The organism is Pseudarthrobacter sp. MOO13 (genome assembly GCF_058267655.1).
Genome location: NZ_CM177848.1, coordinates 3,063,065 through 3,078,665 on the forward strand (window position 1 = coordinate 3,063,065; position 15,601 = coordinate 3,078,665).

The window sequence follows — 15,601 nt, forward strand, 5'->3', positions numbered from 1 at the left end:
AGAAAGATGTCAGGCCGCGTGGGCTGCGAGGAGCCGGAGCACGCGGTTGTTTGAGGCGGGGTCGGCCACGGTGATCCGCATGCCGTCCCCCGGGTACGCACGGACCAGGATCGCCGCGGCGTCGAACGCGTCCACCAGCCTCGCCAGCAGCGCAGCATCCGCGCGAATCCACAGGAAGTTGCCTTGGCTCGGCTGCAGCTTCCAGCCCTGGGCCGCCAGCTCCGCGGCCATCCGGGCGCGCTCCTGCTTCACGGCGGAAACCCGGGCTGCCATTTCCTCCCCCGCGTGCAGCGACGCGATCGCCGCCTTCTGCGCCAGCGCGCTCACGGCGAACGGCAGGGCGGTGCGGCGCAAACCTTCGGCGATTGCCGCCGTCGTAATTGCGTACCCGACTCGCAGGCCGGCGAGCCCGTAGGCCTTGGAGAAGGTGCGCAGGATGCAGACGTTCGGGTACCGGCGGTAGAGCGCCAGGGAATCGGGGCCGCTGCCGGCGTCGGCGTACTCCACATAGGCCTCGTCGATCACCACCAGGACATCGGAGCGGACGGACTGGAGGAAGGCCTCGAGGCGGTCGTGGCTGATCGGCACGCCGGTGGGGTTGTTGGGTGTGCAGAGCAGGATCACCTTGGTGCGGCCGGTGACGGCGGCGGCCATGGCGTCGAGGTCGTGACCCTCGGCCTCGTCCAGCGGGACGCGGACCGGCCGGGCGTCTGACAGCTCCACCAGGATGGGGTAGGCCTCGAAGGAGCGCCACGCGAACACCACCTCGTCCCCGGCGTCGCACAGTCCGGTGATGATCTGCTGCAGGACGCCCACACTTCCGGGTCCCACCGCCACTTCCTCCGCGGTGACGCCCAGGTGCCGGGCGAGCCGTTCGCGGAGTTCGACGGCGGCCATGTCCGGGTAGCGGTTCATCCTGCCGGCCGCTTCGGTCACCGCAGCCATGGCGGCGGGCAGGGGATCGTAATGGCTTTCATTGCTGGCAAGGGCGGCGATGTCCGCGCCGGTGCCGCGCCGACCCGGGACGTAGGCGGGAAGTCCGGTGACGGCGCTGCGAAGGGTGGGCAACGCGGTTACGGGCGGGGCCAGGAGTTGTTCAGGGCTCATGAAGACCGATCATGGAAGTGACCGGGGCCACGTTGCAAGGTACGCTCTGGTGCGTGGGACTTCTGCTCAATTTCTAGTACTTGTGGTGAAAATATGACCATCGCGAACTCTCGCACCCTCGATTCCCTCGACGGCAGGATCATCCTTGCCCTGGACAAGGACCCCGAAGCCAGCGCCCTGGCACTGTCCCGGACCCTCGGCGTCGCCCGCAACACCGTCCACGCCCGGCTGGCGCGGCTGGAGCGCAGCGGCGCGCTCCGCTCCTTCAGCCGCAGGCTGGACCCTGCCGCGCTGGGCTACGAGCTGATGGCCTTCCTCTCGCTGTCCATCAGCCAGACGCGGACCGGCTCGGTGGAGAACGGGCTCGCGGCGATCCCGGAGGTCATCGAGGTGCACGCCACCACCGGCGACGCGGACCTCATGGCCAAGGTCGTGGCCCGCGGCACCGCCGACCTCTACCGCATCACCAACGAGATCCTGGAGATCGAGGGGATCGAGCGGACCAGCACCGCCATCTCCATCCTGGAACTCATGCCGCCGCGGTATGACGGGCTGATCAGCCGGCTGTCGAAGGAGGAGTCCCGCCCCGCGGAATAGGCGGGTGACACGCACCACAAATGGGCAAATTATCACTTCATGGCTCGTCTGCTGCCAAAAATCCCAGCTGCATCGCAGGGTATTGCAAATGTGAGATGCAGGCCACACGATGCCTGCATGACTTCACTTACCGTCTCCGGCCGCGTGGCACAGGTTCTCAGCAGCCATGTCAGCGACGTCTTTGGCGTCATGGGCAACGGCAACGTCTACTTCCTGGACGCCGCCGAGCAGCAGGGCCTCCGCTTCTCCCCCGTCCGGCACGAGGGCGCCGCCATCGCCGCGGCCGACGCCTACTACCGCACCTCGGGACGGCTCGCCGCGGGCACCACCACCTACGGCCCCGGCTACACCAACGCGCTCACCGCCCTGGCCGAGGCCGTCCAGGCGCAGATCCCGGTGGTGCTGGTCACCGGCGACGCCCCCACCACCGGCGCCCGGCCCTGGGACGTTGATCAGACAGCCATCGCCGCCGGCCTCGGCGCGGCCACCTTCACCGTCACCCGCGACGCCGCGGGCGCCATCACCCGGCAGGCGGTGGAGTACGCACTCACCAAGCGCACCGCCGTCGTGCTTGCCATCCCCTACGACCTCGCCGCGCTCGAGGCTGCGGACGAGGACCTTCCGGAACCGGCGGCACCAAAGATGACGGACGACGTCGACGGCGGCCTTGGGCAGGTTGCCCACCTGCTGGCCGGTGCCAGGCGGCCGCTGCTCCTGGCCGGCCGGGGTGCGCACCTTGCCGGCGCCGGCCCGGAGCTCCGCGAACTCGCCGACCGGCTCGGCGCGCTGACCGCCGGAACCGCCCTGGCGCTCAACCTCCTCAATGGCGAGGGGTACCTGGGCGTGGCCGGCGGATTCGGCACCGACACCGCGGCCGGGCTCATGGGCGAGGCCGACGTGGTCCTGGTGGCCGGGGCCAGCCTGAGCCCGTTCACCATGCGGTTCGGGCACCTGCTGGGCGCGGACAGCACCGTCATCCAGATCGACACCGCCCTGCAGCCGACCAACCCGCGGGTGGACTTGTTCGTCAGCGCGGATGCGAAGGCTGCTGCCATGCGTCTGCTGTCCTTGCTGGACGGCGAGGCATCTCTGGCTGGTTGGCGGGCGGAAGCTTCCCGGCGCCTGGCTGCGGGGCCGGGGCATGATTTGGGTTCGGCCGAGACTGAGGACGGCCGGCTTGACCCTCGCGCCCTCGCTACCGCGTTGGATGCCGTGCTGCCGGAGCGCCGCACGGTGGTCCAGGACGGAGGCCACTTCATCGGCTGGGCACCCATGTACTGGAACATCCCGCGGCCGCAGGACCTGGTAATGGTGGGGACCGCGTACCAGACCATCGGGCTGGGCCTGGCCAGCGCCGTCGGTGCCGCCCGTGCCGTGGAGGACGACCGGACCCTGGTGCTGGCCTCGGGTGATGGCGGTTTCCTGATGGGCCTGTCCGACCTTGAGTCGCTGATCGGTGCCGCCCGGAGCGCGATCGTGGTGATCTACAACGACGCCGCCTACGGTGCCGAGATCCACCAATACGGCTCGCAGGGCCTGACCGAGAAGCCCATGCTGATCCCCGAGGTGGACTTCAGCGGGGTTGCGCGGGCGTTGGGGGCTGAGTCGGCGGTTATCCGCTCGCTTGGTGACCTGTCCGCGCTGCAGGAGTGGATCGACGCCGGTGCTCGTGGAACGTTTGTTGCGGACTGCCGGATCACCTCCAACGTTCGGGCGCCCTGGCTGACTGAGTGGATGAACGCGACGCGGGCCGCGAAGGCTGCGGTGTCTGGTTAGGCCAGCTCAGCCCTCCAGCGACTGGACCGAATGCTGGCAATATGCGTTTAGAGGTAGAACGGAAGGATGTTTATCCCCTTCGAACCTCAATGTCGGGGTGGTTTTTCTCAACCCAATCAGCCATCCGGTTGCCCCTGAGTGTTATGAAGTTCAGCGAGGCTTCCCGGACCCTGATGTATTCGTCCTTCGTAGTCGGGACGCCGGAGCCCTCGAAGTTCTGGTCTTCCTCCCCGAGGAAGAAGTCGATCTTTCCCTCTGGCGTCACGAGGTCCTGGAGGTGGAAGAAGTCCACGAACTTGTCGAACGTGCGGAAGAGCTTGAAGAAATCCGCGTAGTTGGTGGTGACATCGGCGAGGGGACTGCCCGGCTCCTCGGCGTAGTGGCGCCGGATGCATTCCAGAGTTAAGTCCATCCGGTCCGCGATCCTCAGTCTCATTCCCCTCGCTGTGTTCATGGTGGGCCGGTGAATTTTCCTGACAGGCCAGATCATGGCACTGCCGATCGTATACGGCGGGTTGAAATAGCGGCGCTTCTGCTCGTCACTCAAATCGGCCTTAGCCTGGACCAAGTTCCTCGGCCTCCCCCACCTGGTGTAGGAGTTTGTGATCGCATCGCTCCCGAACGTGAATTCTTTATTAGGAGTCTGCTGGAACGTCAGGTAATTCTTACGACGCTCCGTAGGCTCCGCCGGCACCCCGACGTGGAGCAGTTCGCTATCGCGTAGCTCCTTCCTCCATAGCAGCTGATGGTCTGCTTTGAGCCGTGGACTGCGGGAGTCCGGATCCTTTCCCGGGCAGTCGTCTTGGTAGTTGAAGGTGATGTCGAAGACGCGCATGGTAGGGAGTCTATGTGCCCGCGAACTGCAAACTACGGAGCCTACAGCCGTGCGGGTCCTGTGACACGGGAAGATAGACGGGCGCAACGGCTCGTTCAGATGCAGTGCGTCGTGCTGGCCGGTGGGTCTACCGAACTGTGGTGGAGACTGGAGTCAGAAAGAACAAGCAACCTTGGTTGGCCTTGTAGTCGCCGATTTCAGCGACAAAGCGGAATTTATCGCCTTCGCTCACGTAGGACGGGACACTGCCAGTGAACTTTAGGTCAATTGTGTTCACGTTTCCGTACTTAAAGGCGGGACCTGCTGTTGTTTTTGGCCCCGCATCTCCGGGCCCGAGAAGGATGTCGTATCGGGTCTTGTACTTCTCATATTGCTGCAAGTTCGTTATAGAGCCGTCGAATTCAATTTTTCGGCCATGATACTTGGTCGCGAAATCCGCCACAGAGGAATCGCAGTAGTCGGCAGCAGCCAGGAGTGCAGCGAATTCTTTGTTGTTCCCGGTGGTGATGACTTGGGCGGCATCTTCGGCCATCGCGGGAGCAGGCGACTGGCTTGACGTTTCACTTGCCGCCTCGGAAACGGTTTGTTTGGTAGCAGTATTCTCGGGAGTTTCCACTCGACCAGTTTGTTCAGCCGCCGTGGGAGCAGGCGATGGGGCTGCCGTATCATTCAGGGCCACCGACTCGGACGACTTAGCGCGTCCTTTTTCCTGTGCTGCGGAGGCGCCAATGCCGACTGCCGCTAGTAGCAGGAGTATGGCCATTCCTACTACGAGAGCGCGTTGCTTGGCGGGCGCAAGTCCCCGGAAGACGACCCATGCCTTTGACAAAGCTGTCTCTGGTTTCACCCGCCGGAATTTCAAAGTGGTCCGAAGGGTCCCTTGGGCCTGGTCGACAAGTTCCCAGCCGCCTTCTCGCTGCTCCTTGGCGATGGAGCGACTCTCCAAGCCGCGCACGGCCTGAACAGATTTGTATTCGTACTTGATGTCGTCCGACACCCGGCCCCCAACCTCTTGCGTGAAGTGCCTCGGGCCCAATGGAGACTTCGCACCATTAGGTTCCCACCGCGCACTTGGCGCTTGGCTGGACCAGCATATGACGCGACGTCGTCCTCTACGAATCGGACGCAGACAGGATGGGAACGCTGGGGACTTCGATTCCCACACCTTCTGCAAGCCCGGGCCAATGAAAGGGTACGCTTTGCACACGGTACCCAAAAGCCTCGCCAGCGAACGGACTCATCAAATAGCAGATCAGATCCGTAAACATCAGGACTGGGTGCGCAGCAAGAGCGAGCAAACCGTGGTTACCAACATTGCGGATGCAGTTGACTACCTGAGTGCCTTCAACGCTTTGGAGAAAACTCCTAACGAGATGTGAATCTGTTGAACGAAACTGTCAGACTAAAGGCTCTCGTCGTGCGGTTTGCTACATAATGAAATGGCCTAAAAAATTCCACAGACGTGTCCGTTCCGGACTGATTGAAACGAGCTAGACGACCAGTGCCTAAGCGACCGCAGACCATACAAATCTTCCTGCCTCAAGGCGACCCTGCGGGCATAAGAATGGCAGAGATTACGACTCGGACAGTACGTGTTTTTGATGTGCCCCGGACTCTCCTGACGGACTTCCTTAAGATGCCCGAGGCAGGACAGGTCGGACTGTATTTCCTCTTCGGAGCCTCTGACGAGGCATCGGATGTCTGCTACATAGGCCAAACCGGAAACGTGGGCGTTCGCCTCAAGCAGCACACTGCGAGTAAGGACTACTGGGAGCGAGCGTTGGTTGCGGTCTCGTTGACTAACACTTGGACTGACACACACGTGGGGTACATGGAATGGCAGGCGATCGACAAAGCTCTCCGCTCGGATCGGTTCAAGCTGATGAACGGCAACGGAGCATCAAACCGTCACACGCCTGCTCCGTTGGAAGCCGACTGTAACGAGTACCTAGACACTATTTCCGTGCTCCTAACTACGCTTGGTTTCCCGGCAATGGAGCCAATCCAGAGAAGGGAGCCTGACCTCACTTCGGAATCGGTGAACGGCAATAAGCCGCACCACCTAACATTTTCCCGTCCAGGGTGTGAGGCGAAAGGACTCTTGACTGTTGAGGGTCTGATTGTCGAGGCAGGATCCTACGGCCGCCCAGTTGAGTCGCCAAGCTGCCCTACGTGGATCGTGAACCTTCGGCGCAAGCTCTTGGAAAGTGGCGCCGTCGAGTGCAGGGATGAGCGGCTGATCCTTGGGAAGGACTACCTTTTCAACAGTCCAAGTGCTGCAGCTGCAGCACTCGTAGGGCGAGCAATAAATGGCAGGACTTCCTGGAAAAATGCAACGGGGCGAACTCTCGATGAGATAGAGCGGATGCGCCTCGATTCAGTCGAAGCACCTGACTCCGGCGCACCTCTACAGGGTTAAGCGTCGGGGAAGAGGGCCGACAGCAGCGCGATGCTGTGGCGGCGGGCAATGGTGGAGGTGTCCCGGAAGCACTTGGGCATCCTGCACCGGACCATGTTCATGGGATTGGCGCAAGAATGAACGGCCGTCATCGGCGCGGTCATGTCGGAGAACCGGATTAGGATCACTTCCATGAGAATCGCCGTTGCAGGGGGAACCGGGACAGTGGGCCGCCACGTGGTGGCCGTCGCCAGGGAGCGCGGGCACAACGTGGTCAGCCTGAGCCGCGCGGATGGGGTGGACCTCATCACCGGGCGTGGCCTCGACCAGGCACTCCAAGGCGTCGACACCGTCATCGACGTCTCCGGCATCCAGGTCCTGTCCACCAAGAAGGCCGTGGACTTCTTCACCAACGCCACCCAGAACCTGCTGGCGGCCGGGAAGAAGGCCGGCGTAAAGCACCATGTGCTGCTGTCCATTGTGGGCATCGATAAGGCCAACTCGGGACTGTACGCCGGGAAGCTGGTGCAGGAGGACGAAGTCAGGCACGGCGGCATTCCGTGGACCCTCCTCCGGTCCACCCAGTTCCACGAGTTCGTGCCTATGTCCATCAAGGCCGCCTCAGTGGGCCCGCTGGTCTTCGTGCCCACGATGGTCACCCAGCCGGTGGCGGCAAGGGAGGTGGCCGCAGCCTTGGTGGATGCGGCCGAGTCCGGGCCGAAGGGACGCATTCCGGACCTCGGCGGCCCGCGGACCGAACACCTGAAGGGCCTGGTGGCGGCCTATCTGGCCAAGACGCGGCAGAAAAAACTGATCGTTCCCCTCCGGGTGCCCGGCCCCATGGGCAAGGCCATGCGCACAGGCGGGCTGATCCCGGCGCCGGGTTCCGCCGTCGGACGCCAGACGTTCCAGGAGTGGCTCGACGCCATCGACGCCGCGTAAAAGCCGATGCTAAATGGGGCACTTGCCCCATGCCCCTGCCGCGGCCCGCTCCTAATCTCAAGGCATGGAGAAAAGGAGGCGGCCATGACCATCCACCAGCCGCAGTCATCAGCACAGGCAACACCCAAACTTGCCGACCTTCCCGAGGACCCTGCCGAGCACTTCGCCGGCAGCGCCGTCTTCGGGCTGCCCTTCGCCAATGGCCACTACCTGGCGTTCCGGGATTTCCCGGTGAGCTCCGTCGGCCCGGGCTACCGCTCCGTCTGGCACCGCACGCCCGGCGGCGAATGGACCCTCTACGCGAACGTCCCGCCGCAGTTCAGCTGCGCCCGCTACTTCGGGCTGGCGTTCCACCGCACGGTGGAGACCGACGTCGACATCACCTGGAGCGGCCCGTCCAGCGCCGTGATCACGGTCCCGGGAGTCCTCGACTGGGACCTGCAGCTGGGCACCTCCGCGGCCACGAAAATGCTGACCGCCATGGCCGTGCGGATGCCCGAAAGGTTGTGGCGCAGCGAGCCCGTCCTCAGGGCCATGGGGGCGTTCGCCGGGCCGCTGCTCGGCGCCGGCCGGATGAAAATGTCCGGCCGGGTACCCAACGGCCAGACGTTCCAGGCCCAGCCCCGGCAGCTGTGGCTGGTCACCGATTCCAGGGCAACGGTCCTGGGTGAGGGCGCCGGACGGCCCGGCCCGCTCACGGTCCAGGACCACCTGGCGGACTTCTGGCTTCCGCAGCGTGGACTGTTCGGCGCGCAGGTGGGCGTCAGGTTCCCGTCCACCGCCCATCCCGCAGGGGAAGCCGCTGCCCAGGGACGGACCGGGAGAAGCCAGGCGGCATAACGGCCGACGGCGCGCGGTCCCTACTGCGGCGGCCGGCGGCTTCCTAGAATGGCAGGTGTGATGCAGTCTCCGGCTGCGCCCCGCCGCAGCGAAGTCCTGGCCGCGCTGTCGCTCGCCATCGACCTGGGGCTGGGGCAGCCGATGGAGCACATGCTGCGTGCGTCCCTGCTGGCGCTGCGGATCGCCGGGGCGGCGGGCGTGGACGCCGCAGGCCAGGGCAGGATCTACTACGCCAACCAGCTGGCCTGGATCGGCTGCCACGCAGATTCCTTTGAACTGGCCGCGCTGTTCACGGACGATATCGGCTTCCGCGCCGACTACTACCGCCGCGACCAGCACGGCCTGCCCATGTACGCCGGCATGTTCAGCCACGCCGGCGCCGGCCTCCCGCCACTCCCCCGCCTCGTCCGGTGGACGCGTTTCGCCGCGACAGGCAGCAGCGCGGTACGCACCATGATTGCCTCGCACTGCGTCTCCGCCGGAGTGCTGGCCAGCAGTGTAGGGCTCGACGACGGCGTGGCAGGGCTGCTCACCCACACCTTTGAGCGGTGGGACGGCAAGGGGCTGCCGGAGGGAGTCGCGGGGCCGGACATCCCGCTGGAGATGCGGATCATGCACCTGGCGGATACCGCCGAGGTCTTCCTGCGGACGGAAGGCGTGGCCGGCGCGGTGGCCATGGTGCGGGCACGCCGCGGCAGCCAGTTCGATCCGGCACTGGCCGAACTGTTCATCGATCAGCCCCAGGCACTCACCGAAGGACTCCTCGACATCGACTGCTGGCAGGCGGCCCTGGACCTCGCCCCCACCGACGCTCCCTTGTCCGGCAGCCAGCTCGATACGGTACTGCGCGCCATCGGCGACTTCGCAGACCTCAAGTCCCCCTACACGGCCGGACACTCCCGCGCGGTGGCGGCGCTGGCGGCCGCCGCCGGCGAGGAACACGGGCTCCCGGCGGACGACGTCAGGGAGCTCCGCCGCGCGGGATGGGTGCACGACCTGGGCCGGTTGGGGGTATCCAACCAGGTGTGGGACAAGAAAGAGCCCCTCTCCGCCCTGGAGCAGGAACGCATCCGCATGCACCCGTACCTGGGCGAACGGATCCTCAGCCGCGTACCCGGGCTGAAGGGCGAGGCGGCTTTAACCGGTCTGCACCACGAGCGGCTCGACGGGTCCGGTTATCCGCGCGGGATTGGCGGAAGCGAGCTGGGGATCAAGCAGCGGATCCTGGCGGCTGCGGACTCCTACCATGCCTCCGTGGAGCCGCGCCCGCACCGGCCCGCGCTCACACCGGCCGACGCGGCCGCCCGGCTGCGGCAGGAAGTTTCTACCGGGAGGCTCGCCCCCGAAGCGGTGGAGGCCGTGCTCGTGGCGGCCGGCCAGCAGCCCCGCCGCCCGCATTCGGCCGCAGGCGGACTCACCCCGCGCGAAGTCGAAATCCTCGGCATGCTGTGCCGCGGCCTGACGCCGGCCCAGATCGCAGACGGCCTCTTCCTTTCCCGTAAGACAGTTCGCAACCACGTGGAGCACATCTACACCAAGATCGGTGCCACCAACCGGGTGGGGGCTACGTTGTTCGCGATCAGGAATGGGCTGACCGAGTAGGAGAGCCCAATTGGACCAGTCCGCGCTGGCCCGGGACACATCCCTTGTGACTATTGGCTGACCAGCCGCCACAGTGACGTGACCTCGGCCGAGCGCGCCTCGAACAATGGATCTTCGCGGTCCGAGGCCTTCGGATGCGTTGGCTTGGTGTCCAGCCGCTCCGTCACCTTCAGCCCGGCCGCTTCGATGGCGGCCAGCAGGTCCGCACGCGAGCGCAGGCCCAGGTGCTCGGCGAGGTCGGACAGAACCAACCATCCCTCACCGCCCGGCTCCAGATGGCCGGGGAGCTCTGCCAGGAAGCGGAACAGCATCCTGCTGCCGGGGTCGTAGACGGCGCTGTCCAGGCTGGAATGCGGCGTGGCCGGGATCCAGGGCGGGTTGCATACGATCAGCGGTGCCCGTCCGGGCGGGAACATGTCGGTCAGCACTGCCTCGGCGCGGTCGTCGACTCCGAGGTTACGGAAGTTCTCCGCGGCGCAGGCAATGGCACGCGGTTCATTGTCCGTCGCCACCACGCGGCGGACGCCGCGGCGGGCGAGGACGGCGGCGAGCACTCCGGTGCCCGTTCCGACGTCGAACGCGAGCGTGTCCGCGGGCAGCGCGGCCGCTGCCACGAGATCCACATACTCGCTGCGGGTAGGGAAGAATGTGCCGTAATGCGGGTGGATGCGGTCCTGCAGGGCATCGACGTAGACCCCGGTCCGCCGCCACTCGTGGGCGCCGATGGCCCCCACGAGCTCATGCAGGGACACCACGGAAGACTCTGCAATGTCTCCGTACGCTTCCGCGGCGGCTTCGCCGATGTCCGGTGCGCGGCGCAGCGGCACCACCGGACCCGGATCAAGGGGAATCAGCAGCAGGCCCAGGATGCGTGCCCGGTGCGAGGCGGCCTGCCGGTGCCGGTAGAACCTTTCAGCCGGGGTTCCTGCGGCCTTCTTTCCGGCGCCTATCCGGCGGTCCAGGGCGTTGAGGATCTGCCGCGCGTTGTGGAAGTCTCCGTGCCAGAGCAGCGCGATCCCCTGGGATGCCATGCGGTACGCCTCATCGGCCGTGAGGGCGTCGTCCACCACCTCCACCCGCCCGGGCGCCGGCCTGCCGTTGGCCGACCGCCACCGCGCGGACATCCCGGTGCCGGCGTCCTTCCAGGTCACGTGCCCGGCCGCCGCGGCTGTGTTCAAAGGGGTGGGGTCAAAGGGCGGGACTTCCGCCGGAGCTGGGGTGCCAGTAGGGATGAAGTTCCATTCCAAGATGTTGAGTGCGATCGGATTCGGGCCGATTACAGCGGGGGTTCGACGACGTCGAAGGGGACGCTGCCAAGAGTCCAGACCGTCCGCCGGCAGCAAACGCGGGATGAGTGAATGGAGGGCGCTGAAGCCCAGAACCTACCGTGTCAGGGTACAGGTAAAACATGCGGTTTCCCTCTGGACAGGAAATAGTCTGTGCACAGATAATCTTTGTATAGACCATCTTCCGGGGAGGACACCATGTGGGAATACGAGCACGGCATCGACACCAACGCCACGCCAGAGGCCATCTGGCGGCTCTGGTCCGACGTCGAGAACTGGGGCGCCTGGAACGGGGAGATCGAGAAGATCGAGATCAACGGCCCCTTCGCTGAAGGAACGCAGATCCTGATGGCGCCTCCGGGGGACGATCCGATCCCCCTGGTCATCGCCGAGGCGGTCGAAAACGAACGCTTCGTGGACGAGGCCCGCTTCGGCGGCCTGCTCCTGCGCACCACCCACCGCATCGATCCGGCCGGCGGGGACCGGATCCGGGTGGTGTACCGGATGGAGATCACGGGCGACGGCGCCGACGAAGCTGGCCCGCAGCTTGGGCCCGGCATCACCGCGGACTGGCCGGAAACCATGGCCGCGCTGGTCAAGATGGCAGGCGGCTGATGCCGCTCAACCCCGGCGAGAGCCCCGGATTCCTGCTCTGGCACGCCACGCTGCGCTGGCAGCGGGAGATCGCCGCAGCTCTCGCCCCGCTCGACCTCACCCATGTGCAGTTTGTGCTGCTCGCCTGCGCCTGGTGGCTCAACAACCAGGGCGAGCACCCCAACCAGCTGGCCCTCGCCCGGCAGGCGGGCACCGACGTCAAGATGGCCTCCCAGGTCCTGCGCGCCCTGGAAGCGAAGGGACTCATCGAACGGGAAGTCGACCCGGCGGACACCCGGGCCAAACGGCTGCGCGTCACCAGCGCCGGAGCCGAGCTGGCTCCCCGGGCCATCGCCGCCGTGGAACTCGCCGACGCAAGGTTCTTCGAACCGGTGCCCGTGGACGATGCCGTGTCCCTGCTCCAACGCCTGGCCCGCCCCGGGCCGGGCACACCGCCAACAGCCGGCGGTGACCACACGGAGTCCAAGGTTCGGGCTACGCAAGGACGGGCCGCGGGTACAGCGCGATCTCAAGATTCGCGCAATTAATCCCCGTCATGGATAAATCCCCTTCCCCGCCGCAGCACAGGTCCCTATGGTGTTCAGACAAGCTCGCCCAAGGGGGTCCCTCTTGAAATTCACAGATGAATCTTCAGGCACAAGCTGCAACGCATCGGATGCGGCAGAGCACGCAGGCACAGCCAAACCAGCGGTGTCCAACGAGCAGCGAACGGCGGCACCCGCAGCCCACCGGCGGCCTGTCCCTGCTCCCCCACGCACCAAGCTCACACCCATCCAGGGTCAGCCTTCCAGGGCACGGAACCGGGAGCATGAGGTGCGGCGCCTGATCCACGATCTCGCCGCCCTCGCGTCAAGGCAGTGCCCGCAGTAGTTACCAGCCCGGCACCCCGGACTGGGAGCCGGGCCTAGTCCAGCGCCCAGGCCGCGGCGGCATCGGCACCGCCCGTCTTCCTGCGCCGCCTGAGCACCACCACAAGGAGCGCAGCACTGGCGAGGAGCCCAACACCCGCCACAGCGGCAACTGCCGCAACGGGCACGTTGAAGGACGCCTTGGCAACAACCGCACCGTCTGACGCGCCGCCGTCGGCCGCTGCTTCCGCTGGCTCGTCCCCACCCGTGGCGGGGGCCGCAACAGCGCCGGCCTGTCCGGCGTCGAGCACTGTCAGCGATCTGCTCCGCCTGTTGACCACCACCACGGACCCGTCAGCCCGCTGGGCCATGCGGCCCGGATCATCGCCGGCGGCAACCGTCTGCGCGGCGGCAGCACCGGCCGCGATGACGGACACAGTATCGTCCATGCTGTTGGTCACGTACACGGTCCCGTCCGCGGCGGCCAGGACCTCCTGCGGCGCCTGGCCTACGGGGATCCGCCGCGCCACCGTGGTCCCGCCCGGTTCGATCACCGCCACATCGGCGGTCATGATGTTGGCAACGTAGACGGTCCCGTCCGGCGCGACGGCAATCCCGTGCGGGTGGGCCCCGGCTTGCACGTCGATGGTGTGCGACGGCCACGGCGCACCGGCCGGAATCACGGTCACGGTGCCTGCGGCTTCGTTAACGGCGTAGGCTGTCCCGTCCTTGGCCACCGCCAGCCTCACCGGATGCGGGCCGGCCTGGATGGTCCGCTGGACCCACGCGTCGCCCGGCTTGACGACTGACACCGAGTGCTCGTCCGGATTCACCACGTACAGCGATCCCTCCGGGCCCACGGTCAGCCAGTGGGTCCCGGAAGACACCTTCATCACCAGGGAAACCTCGCCGGCGCCCGGGGCAACGACGCCGATCTGGGACTGGGCGCCCTCGCTTTGGGACACGTACAGGGTCCCGTCGGCGGTCACCGCCAGCGAGGTAGGGCCGCGCCCGGTCTTGATGGTCCGGGACGGTGCGGTCTCCCCGGGCGCGTAGGCGTTGACAACCCCGGCATAGGCGTCGTCGCTGACGTACAGGGTGCCGTCCGGTCCGGTGGCAATGCCCAGGGGCTGGCCGACGGCGTCAAGCGACTTGGCGGCGGCGGCGGCGGCAGGCGGAGGCACGACGGCGGAGGCCAGGACCAGCGTGGCGCCGGCCAGCAGTGCCATCCCGGCAGAGGAGACCGCGCCGGCGGCACGGCGAAGCGGCTGATGGATCACGATATTCCCCCATATTCCTGCCGACCCCCGCGGCAGTCCTCCGATCCTACCTACACGGCGCAGCAGACTCAGTGGCGGGCCGCACCGCCATCAGGAAGCCTTGCCGCCCGGACCGGCCGGGGCACGGCATCAGGCGGCACCAGGCCGCTCCTGGCACCCGGGTGGGGCCCGTCGTCGTACCCTCCGCCGCCGGCCCTAAACTGAAGTCCGAACCCTGCCGCCGACTTTCCCATGACAGGACCGCGCCCATGACCCTCGTCCTCCACAACGTCCGCCCCTGGGGCGGGGACGCCGCCGACGTGACGCTCGACGGCGGGGTGATCACCGCCGTCGGCCCCGTTGCCGTGGAAGGGGCTGCTCCAGGAGACCCGGACTCCAAGGCCGCCGCCACCGTGGACGGGCGCGGCCGGATCCTGCTGCCGTCTTTCTCCGACGTCCACGTCCACCTCGACTCCACCCGGCTGGGGCTGCCGTTCCGCCCGCACACCGGAGCGCCCGGGGTGTGGAACATGATGCTCAACGACCGGAACAACTGGCGCGACGCCGAGGCGTCCATCACCGAGCGGGCCACGCACACCCTGGGCGCGATGATCGGGCGCGGCACCACCCGGGTGCGCAGCTACGCGCAGGTGGACGCCGACGCCGGGCTGGAACGCTTTGAGGCGGTCCTCGCCGCCCGGGAAACGCACCGCAGCCGGGCGGACGTCGCGGTGATCGCGTTCCCGCAGGCCGGGCTGCTTCGAGAGCCCGGAAGCGCCGAGGTACTGGAGGAGGCGCTGAAGCTCGGCGCGGACGTGGTGGGCGGGATCGACCCCTGCGCACTGGACCGCGACCCGGTCCGGCACCTGGACATCGTCTTTGGCCTGGCCGAAAAGTACGGCAAGCCCGTGGACATCCACCTGCACGAGCCGGGCCAGCTGGGCCTGTTCAGTACCCAGCTGATCCTGGAACGCATTAAGGCGCTGGGCATGCAGGGGCTGGTGACCATCTCGCATGCCTTCTGCCTCGGGGAACTGCCGGACGCCCAACTCGACGAGCTCCTGGCGGACATGGCCGAGCTGGACGTCTCCGTGGCAACGGTTGCGCCCGCGTCCCCGCTGCCGCTGGAACGGCTCACCGCCGCCGGCATCCGGGTGGGCCTGGGCGAGGATGGCCAGCGCGACTACTGGTCCCCCTACGGCAACGCGGACATGCTGGACCGGACATGGCAGCTGGCGTTCACCAACAAGTTCCGGGCGGACGGGCTGATCGAGCATTGTGCGGCCGTGGCCACCATCGGCGGGGCAAGCATCATCGACCCCGCGGCACAGCGGCTTGGTTCCGTGGCGGACCGGCCCGGCCTGGCAGTGGGCGACCCCGCGGAACTGGTGCTGCTGGAGGGCGACACCGTCACCGCCGCCGTGATGGACAAGCTCCCCGGCCGCACGGTGATCCACCGCGGCACCGTGGTGGCCGACGGACTGCAGCTGGCCTGA

The 15,601-nt window shown here is 66.7% G+C and carries 16 protein-coding genes; 10 read left to right on the top strand and 6 right to left on the bottom strand.

Annotation, left to right across the window (positions count from 1 at the left end; all coding sequences use genetic code 11):
• Nucleotides 1–9 precede the first annotated feature (9 nt).
• Complete coding sequence (hisC, locus tag AC4EEO_RS13955; protein ID WP_491339088.1) at nt 10–1,107, bottom strand: histidinol-phosphate transaminase; 1,098 nt, start codon at nt 1,105–1,107, stop codon at nt 10–12.
• Between the two features lie 93 nt (nt 1,108–1,200).
• Between hisC and AC4EEO_RS13960 the strand changes: the two genes are divergently transcribed.
• Together AC4EEO_RS13960 and AC4EEO_RS13965 are read left to right on the top strand one after the other, a co-directional pair.
• Entirely contained in the window at nt 1,201–1,704 is a 504-nt protein-coding gene (locus tag AC4EEO_RS13960) for an Lrp/AsnC family transcriptional regulator (protein WP_491339089.1), read from the top strand.
• 117 nt (nt 1,705–1,821) lie between these two features.
• Entirely contained in the window at nt 1,822–3,480 is a 1,659-nt protein-coding gene (locus AC4EEO_RS13965) for a thiamine pyrophosphate-binding protein (RefSeq protein ID WP_491339090.1), read from the top strand.
• 70 nt (nt 3,481–3,550) lie between these two features.
• Here the strand turns inward: AC4EEO_RS13965 and AC4EEO_RS13970 are convergent, their stop codons facing one another.
• Nucleotides 3,551–4,315 carry a DUF6994 family protein gene (locus AC4EEO_RS13970; protein ID WP_491339091.1) on the bottom strand — a complete coding sequence of 255 codons (765 nt, stop codon included), beginning with the start codon at nt 4,313–4,315 and terminating at the stop codon, nt 3,551–3,553.
• Between the two features lie 127 nt (nt 4,316–4,442).
• Nucleotides 4,443–5,312 carry a DUF4839 domain-containing protein gene (locus tag AC4EEO_RS13975; RefSeq protein WP_491339092.1) on the bottom strand — a complete coding sequence of 290 codons (870 nt, stop codon included), beginning with the start codon at nt 5,310–5,312 and terminating at the stop codon, nt 4,443–4,445.
• Nucleotides 5,313–5,499: 187 nt separating this feature from the next.
• On the opposite strand from AC4EEO_RS13975, the gene AC4EEO_RS13980 reads away from it, so the two are divergent.
• Both AC4EEO_RS13980 and AC4EEO_RS13985 read left to right on the top strand, forming a co-directional pair.
• The gene (locus AC4EEO_RS13980) at nt 5,500–5,694 is read left to right on the top strand and encodes a hypothetical protein (protein WP_491339093.1); all 195 of its coding nucleotides are present in this window, start codon (nt 5,500–5,502) and stop codon (nt 5,692–5,694) included.
• Between the two features lie 185 nt (nt 5,695–5,879).
• Nucleotides 5,880–6,734, top strand: coding sequence for a GIY-YIG nuclease family protein (locus AC4EEO_RS13985; protein ID WP_491339094.1), 855 nt, complete (start codon nt 5,880–5,882; stop codon nt 6,732–6,734).
• Here the strand turns inward: AC4EEO_RS13985 and AC4EEO_RS13990 are convergent.
• Nucleotides 6,731–6,907 (bottom strand): hypothetical protein, encoded by a 177-nt coding sequence (locus tag AC4EEO_RS13990; RefSeq protein ID WP_491339095.1) that lies wholly within the window; start codon nt 6,905–6,907, stop codon nt 6,731–6,733. The genes AC4EEO_RS13985 and AC4EEO_RS13990 overlap by 4 nt on opposite strands.
• Between AC4EEO_RS13990 and AC4EEO_RS13995 the strand changes: the two genes are divergently transcribed.
• The 3 genes from AC4EEO_RS13995 to AC4EEO_RS14005 all read left to right on the top strand — a co-directional run bounded on the left by AC4EEO_RS13995 (nt 6,906) and on the right by AC4EEO_RS14005 (nt 10,097).
• Entirely contained in the window at nt 6,906–7,655 is a 750-nt protein-coding gene (locus tag AC4EEO_RS13995; RefSeq protein ID WP_491339096.1) for an SDR family oxidoreductase, read from the top strand. The genes AC4EEO_RS13990 and AC4EEO_RS13995 overlap by 2 nt on opposite strands.
• An 84-nt stretch (nt 7,656–7,739) precedes the next feature.
• On the top strand, nt 7,740–8,495 hold the full coding sequence (locus AC4EEO_RS14000; protein ID WP_491339097.1) for a hypothetical protein: 756 nt from the start codon (nt 7,740–7,742) through the stop codon (nt 8,493–8,495).
• A gap of 60 nt (nt 8,496–8,555) precedes the next feature.
• Nucleotides 8,556–10,097, top strand: coding sequence for an HD domain-containing phosphohydrolase (locus AC4EEO_RS14005; RefSeq protein WP_491340428.1), 1,542 nt, complete (start codon nt 8,556–8,558; stop codon nt 10,095–10,097).
• A 50-nt stretch (nt 10,098–10,147) separates the two neighbouring features.
• Here the strand turns inward: AC4EEO_RS14005 and AC4EEO_RS14010 are convergent, their stop codons facing one another.
• Nucleotides 10,148–11,275 (bottom strand): methyltransferase, encoded by a 1,128-nt coding sequence (locus AC4EEO_RS14010; protein ID WP_491339098.1) that lies wholly within the window; start codon nt 11,273–11,275, stop codon nt 10,148–10,150.
• A 306-nt stretch (nt 11,276–11,581) separates the two neighbouring features.
• Between AC4EEO_RS14010 and AC4EEO_RS14015 the strand changes: the two genes are divergently transcribed.
• Nucleotides 11,582–11,998 carry an SRPBCC family protein gene (locus AC4EEO_RS14015; protein WP_491339099.1) on the top strand — a complete coding sequence of 139 codons (417 nt, stop codon included), beginning with the start codon at nt 11,582–11,584 and terminating at the stop codon, nt 11,996–11,998.
• Entirely contained in the window at nt 11,998–12,525 is a 528-nt protein-coding gene (locus tag AC4EEO_RS14020) for a MarR family winged helix-turn-helix transcriptional regulator (protein ID WP_491339100.1), read from the top strand. Before AC4EEO_RS14015 ends, AC4EEO_RS14020 begins: the two co-directional genes overlap by 1 nt.
• A gap of 377 nt (nt 12,526–12,902) precedes the next feature.
• Here the strand turns inward: AC4EEO_RS14020 and AC4EEO_RS14025 are convergent, their stop codons facing one another.
• Complete coding sequence (locus AC4EEO_RS14025; protein WP_491339101.1) at nt 12,903–14,126, bottom strand: virginiamycin B lyase family protein; 1,224 nt, start codon at nt 14,124–14,126, stop codon at nt 12,903–12,905.
• 248 nt (nt 14,127–14,374) lie between these two features.
• On the opposite strand from AC4EEO_RS14025, the gene AC4EEO_RS14030 reads away from it, so the two are divergent.
• The gene (locus AC4EEO_RS14030) at nt 14,375–15,601 is read left to right on the top strand and encodes an amidohydrolase (RefSeq protein WP_491339102.1); all 1,227 of its coding nucleotides are present in this window, start codon (nt 14,375–14,377) and stop codon (nt 15,599–15,601) included.

Coding starts and splice junctions, on each gene's coding strand:
- hisC (WP_491339088.1), bottom strand. CDS start 1,107: ATGAGCCCTGAACAACTCCTGGCCCCGCCCGTAACCGCGTTGCCCACC.
- AC4EEO_RS13960 (WP_491339089.1), top strand. CDS start 1,201: ATGACCATCGCGAACTCTCGCACCCTCGATTCCCTCGACGGCAGGATC.
- AC4EEO_RS13965 (WP_491339090.1), top strand. CDS start 1,822: ATGACTTCACTTACCGTCTCCGGCCGCGTGGCACAGGTTCTCAGCAGC.
- AC4EEO_RS13970 (WP_491339091.1), bottom strand. CDS start 4,315: ATGCGCGTCTTCGACATCACCTTCAACTACCAAGACGACTGCCCGGGA.
- AC4EEO_RS13980 (WP_491339093.1), top strand. CDS start 5,500: ATGAAAGGGTACGCTTTGCACACGGTACCCAAAAGCCTCGCCAGCGAA.
- AC4EEO_RS13985 (WP_491339094.1), top strand. CDS start 5,880: ATGGCAGAGATTACGACTCGGACAGTACGTGTTTTTGATGTGCCCCGG.
- AC4EEO_RS13995 (WP_491339096.1), top strand. CDS start 6,906: ATGAGAATCGCCGTTGCAGGGGGAACCGGGACAGTGGGCCGCCACGTG.
- AC4EEO_RS13990 (WP_491339095.1), bottom strand. CDS start 6,907: ATGGAAGTGATCCTAATCCGGTTCTCCGACATGACCGCGCCGATGACG.
- AC4EEO_RS14000 (WP_491339097.1), top strand. CDS start 7,740: ATGACCATCCACCAGCCGCAGTCATCAGCACAGGCAACACCCAAACTT.
- AC4EEO_RS14005 (WP_491340428.1), top strand. CDS start 8,556: ATGCAGTCTCCGGCTGCGCCCCGCCGCAGCGAAGTCCTGGCCGCGCTG.
- AC4EEO_RS14015 (WP_491339099.1), top strand. CDS start 11,582: ATGTGGGAATACGAGCACGGCATCGACACCAACGCCACGCCAGAGGCC.
- AC4EEO_RS14020 (WP_491339100.1), top strand. CDS start 11,998: ATGCCGCTCAACCCCGGCGAGAGCCCCGGATTCCTGCTCTGGCACGCC.
- AC4EEO_RS14030 (WP_491339102.1), top strand. CDS start 14,375: ATGACCCTCGTCCTCCACAACGTCCGCCCCTGGGGCGGGGACGCCGCC.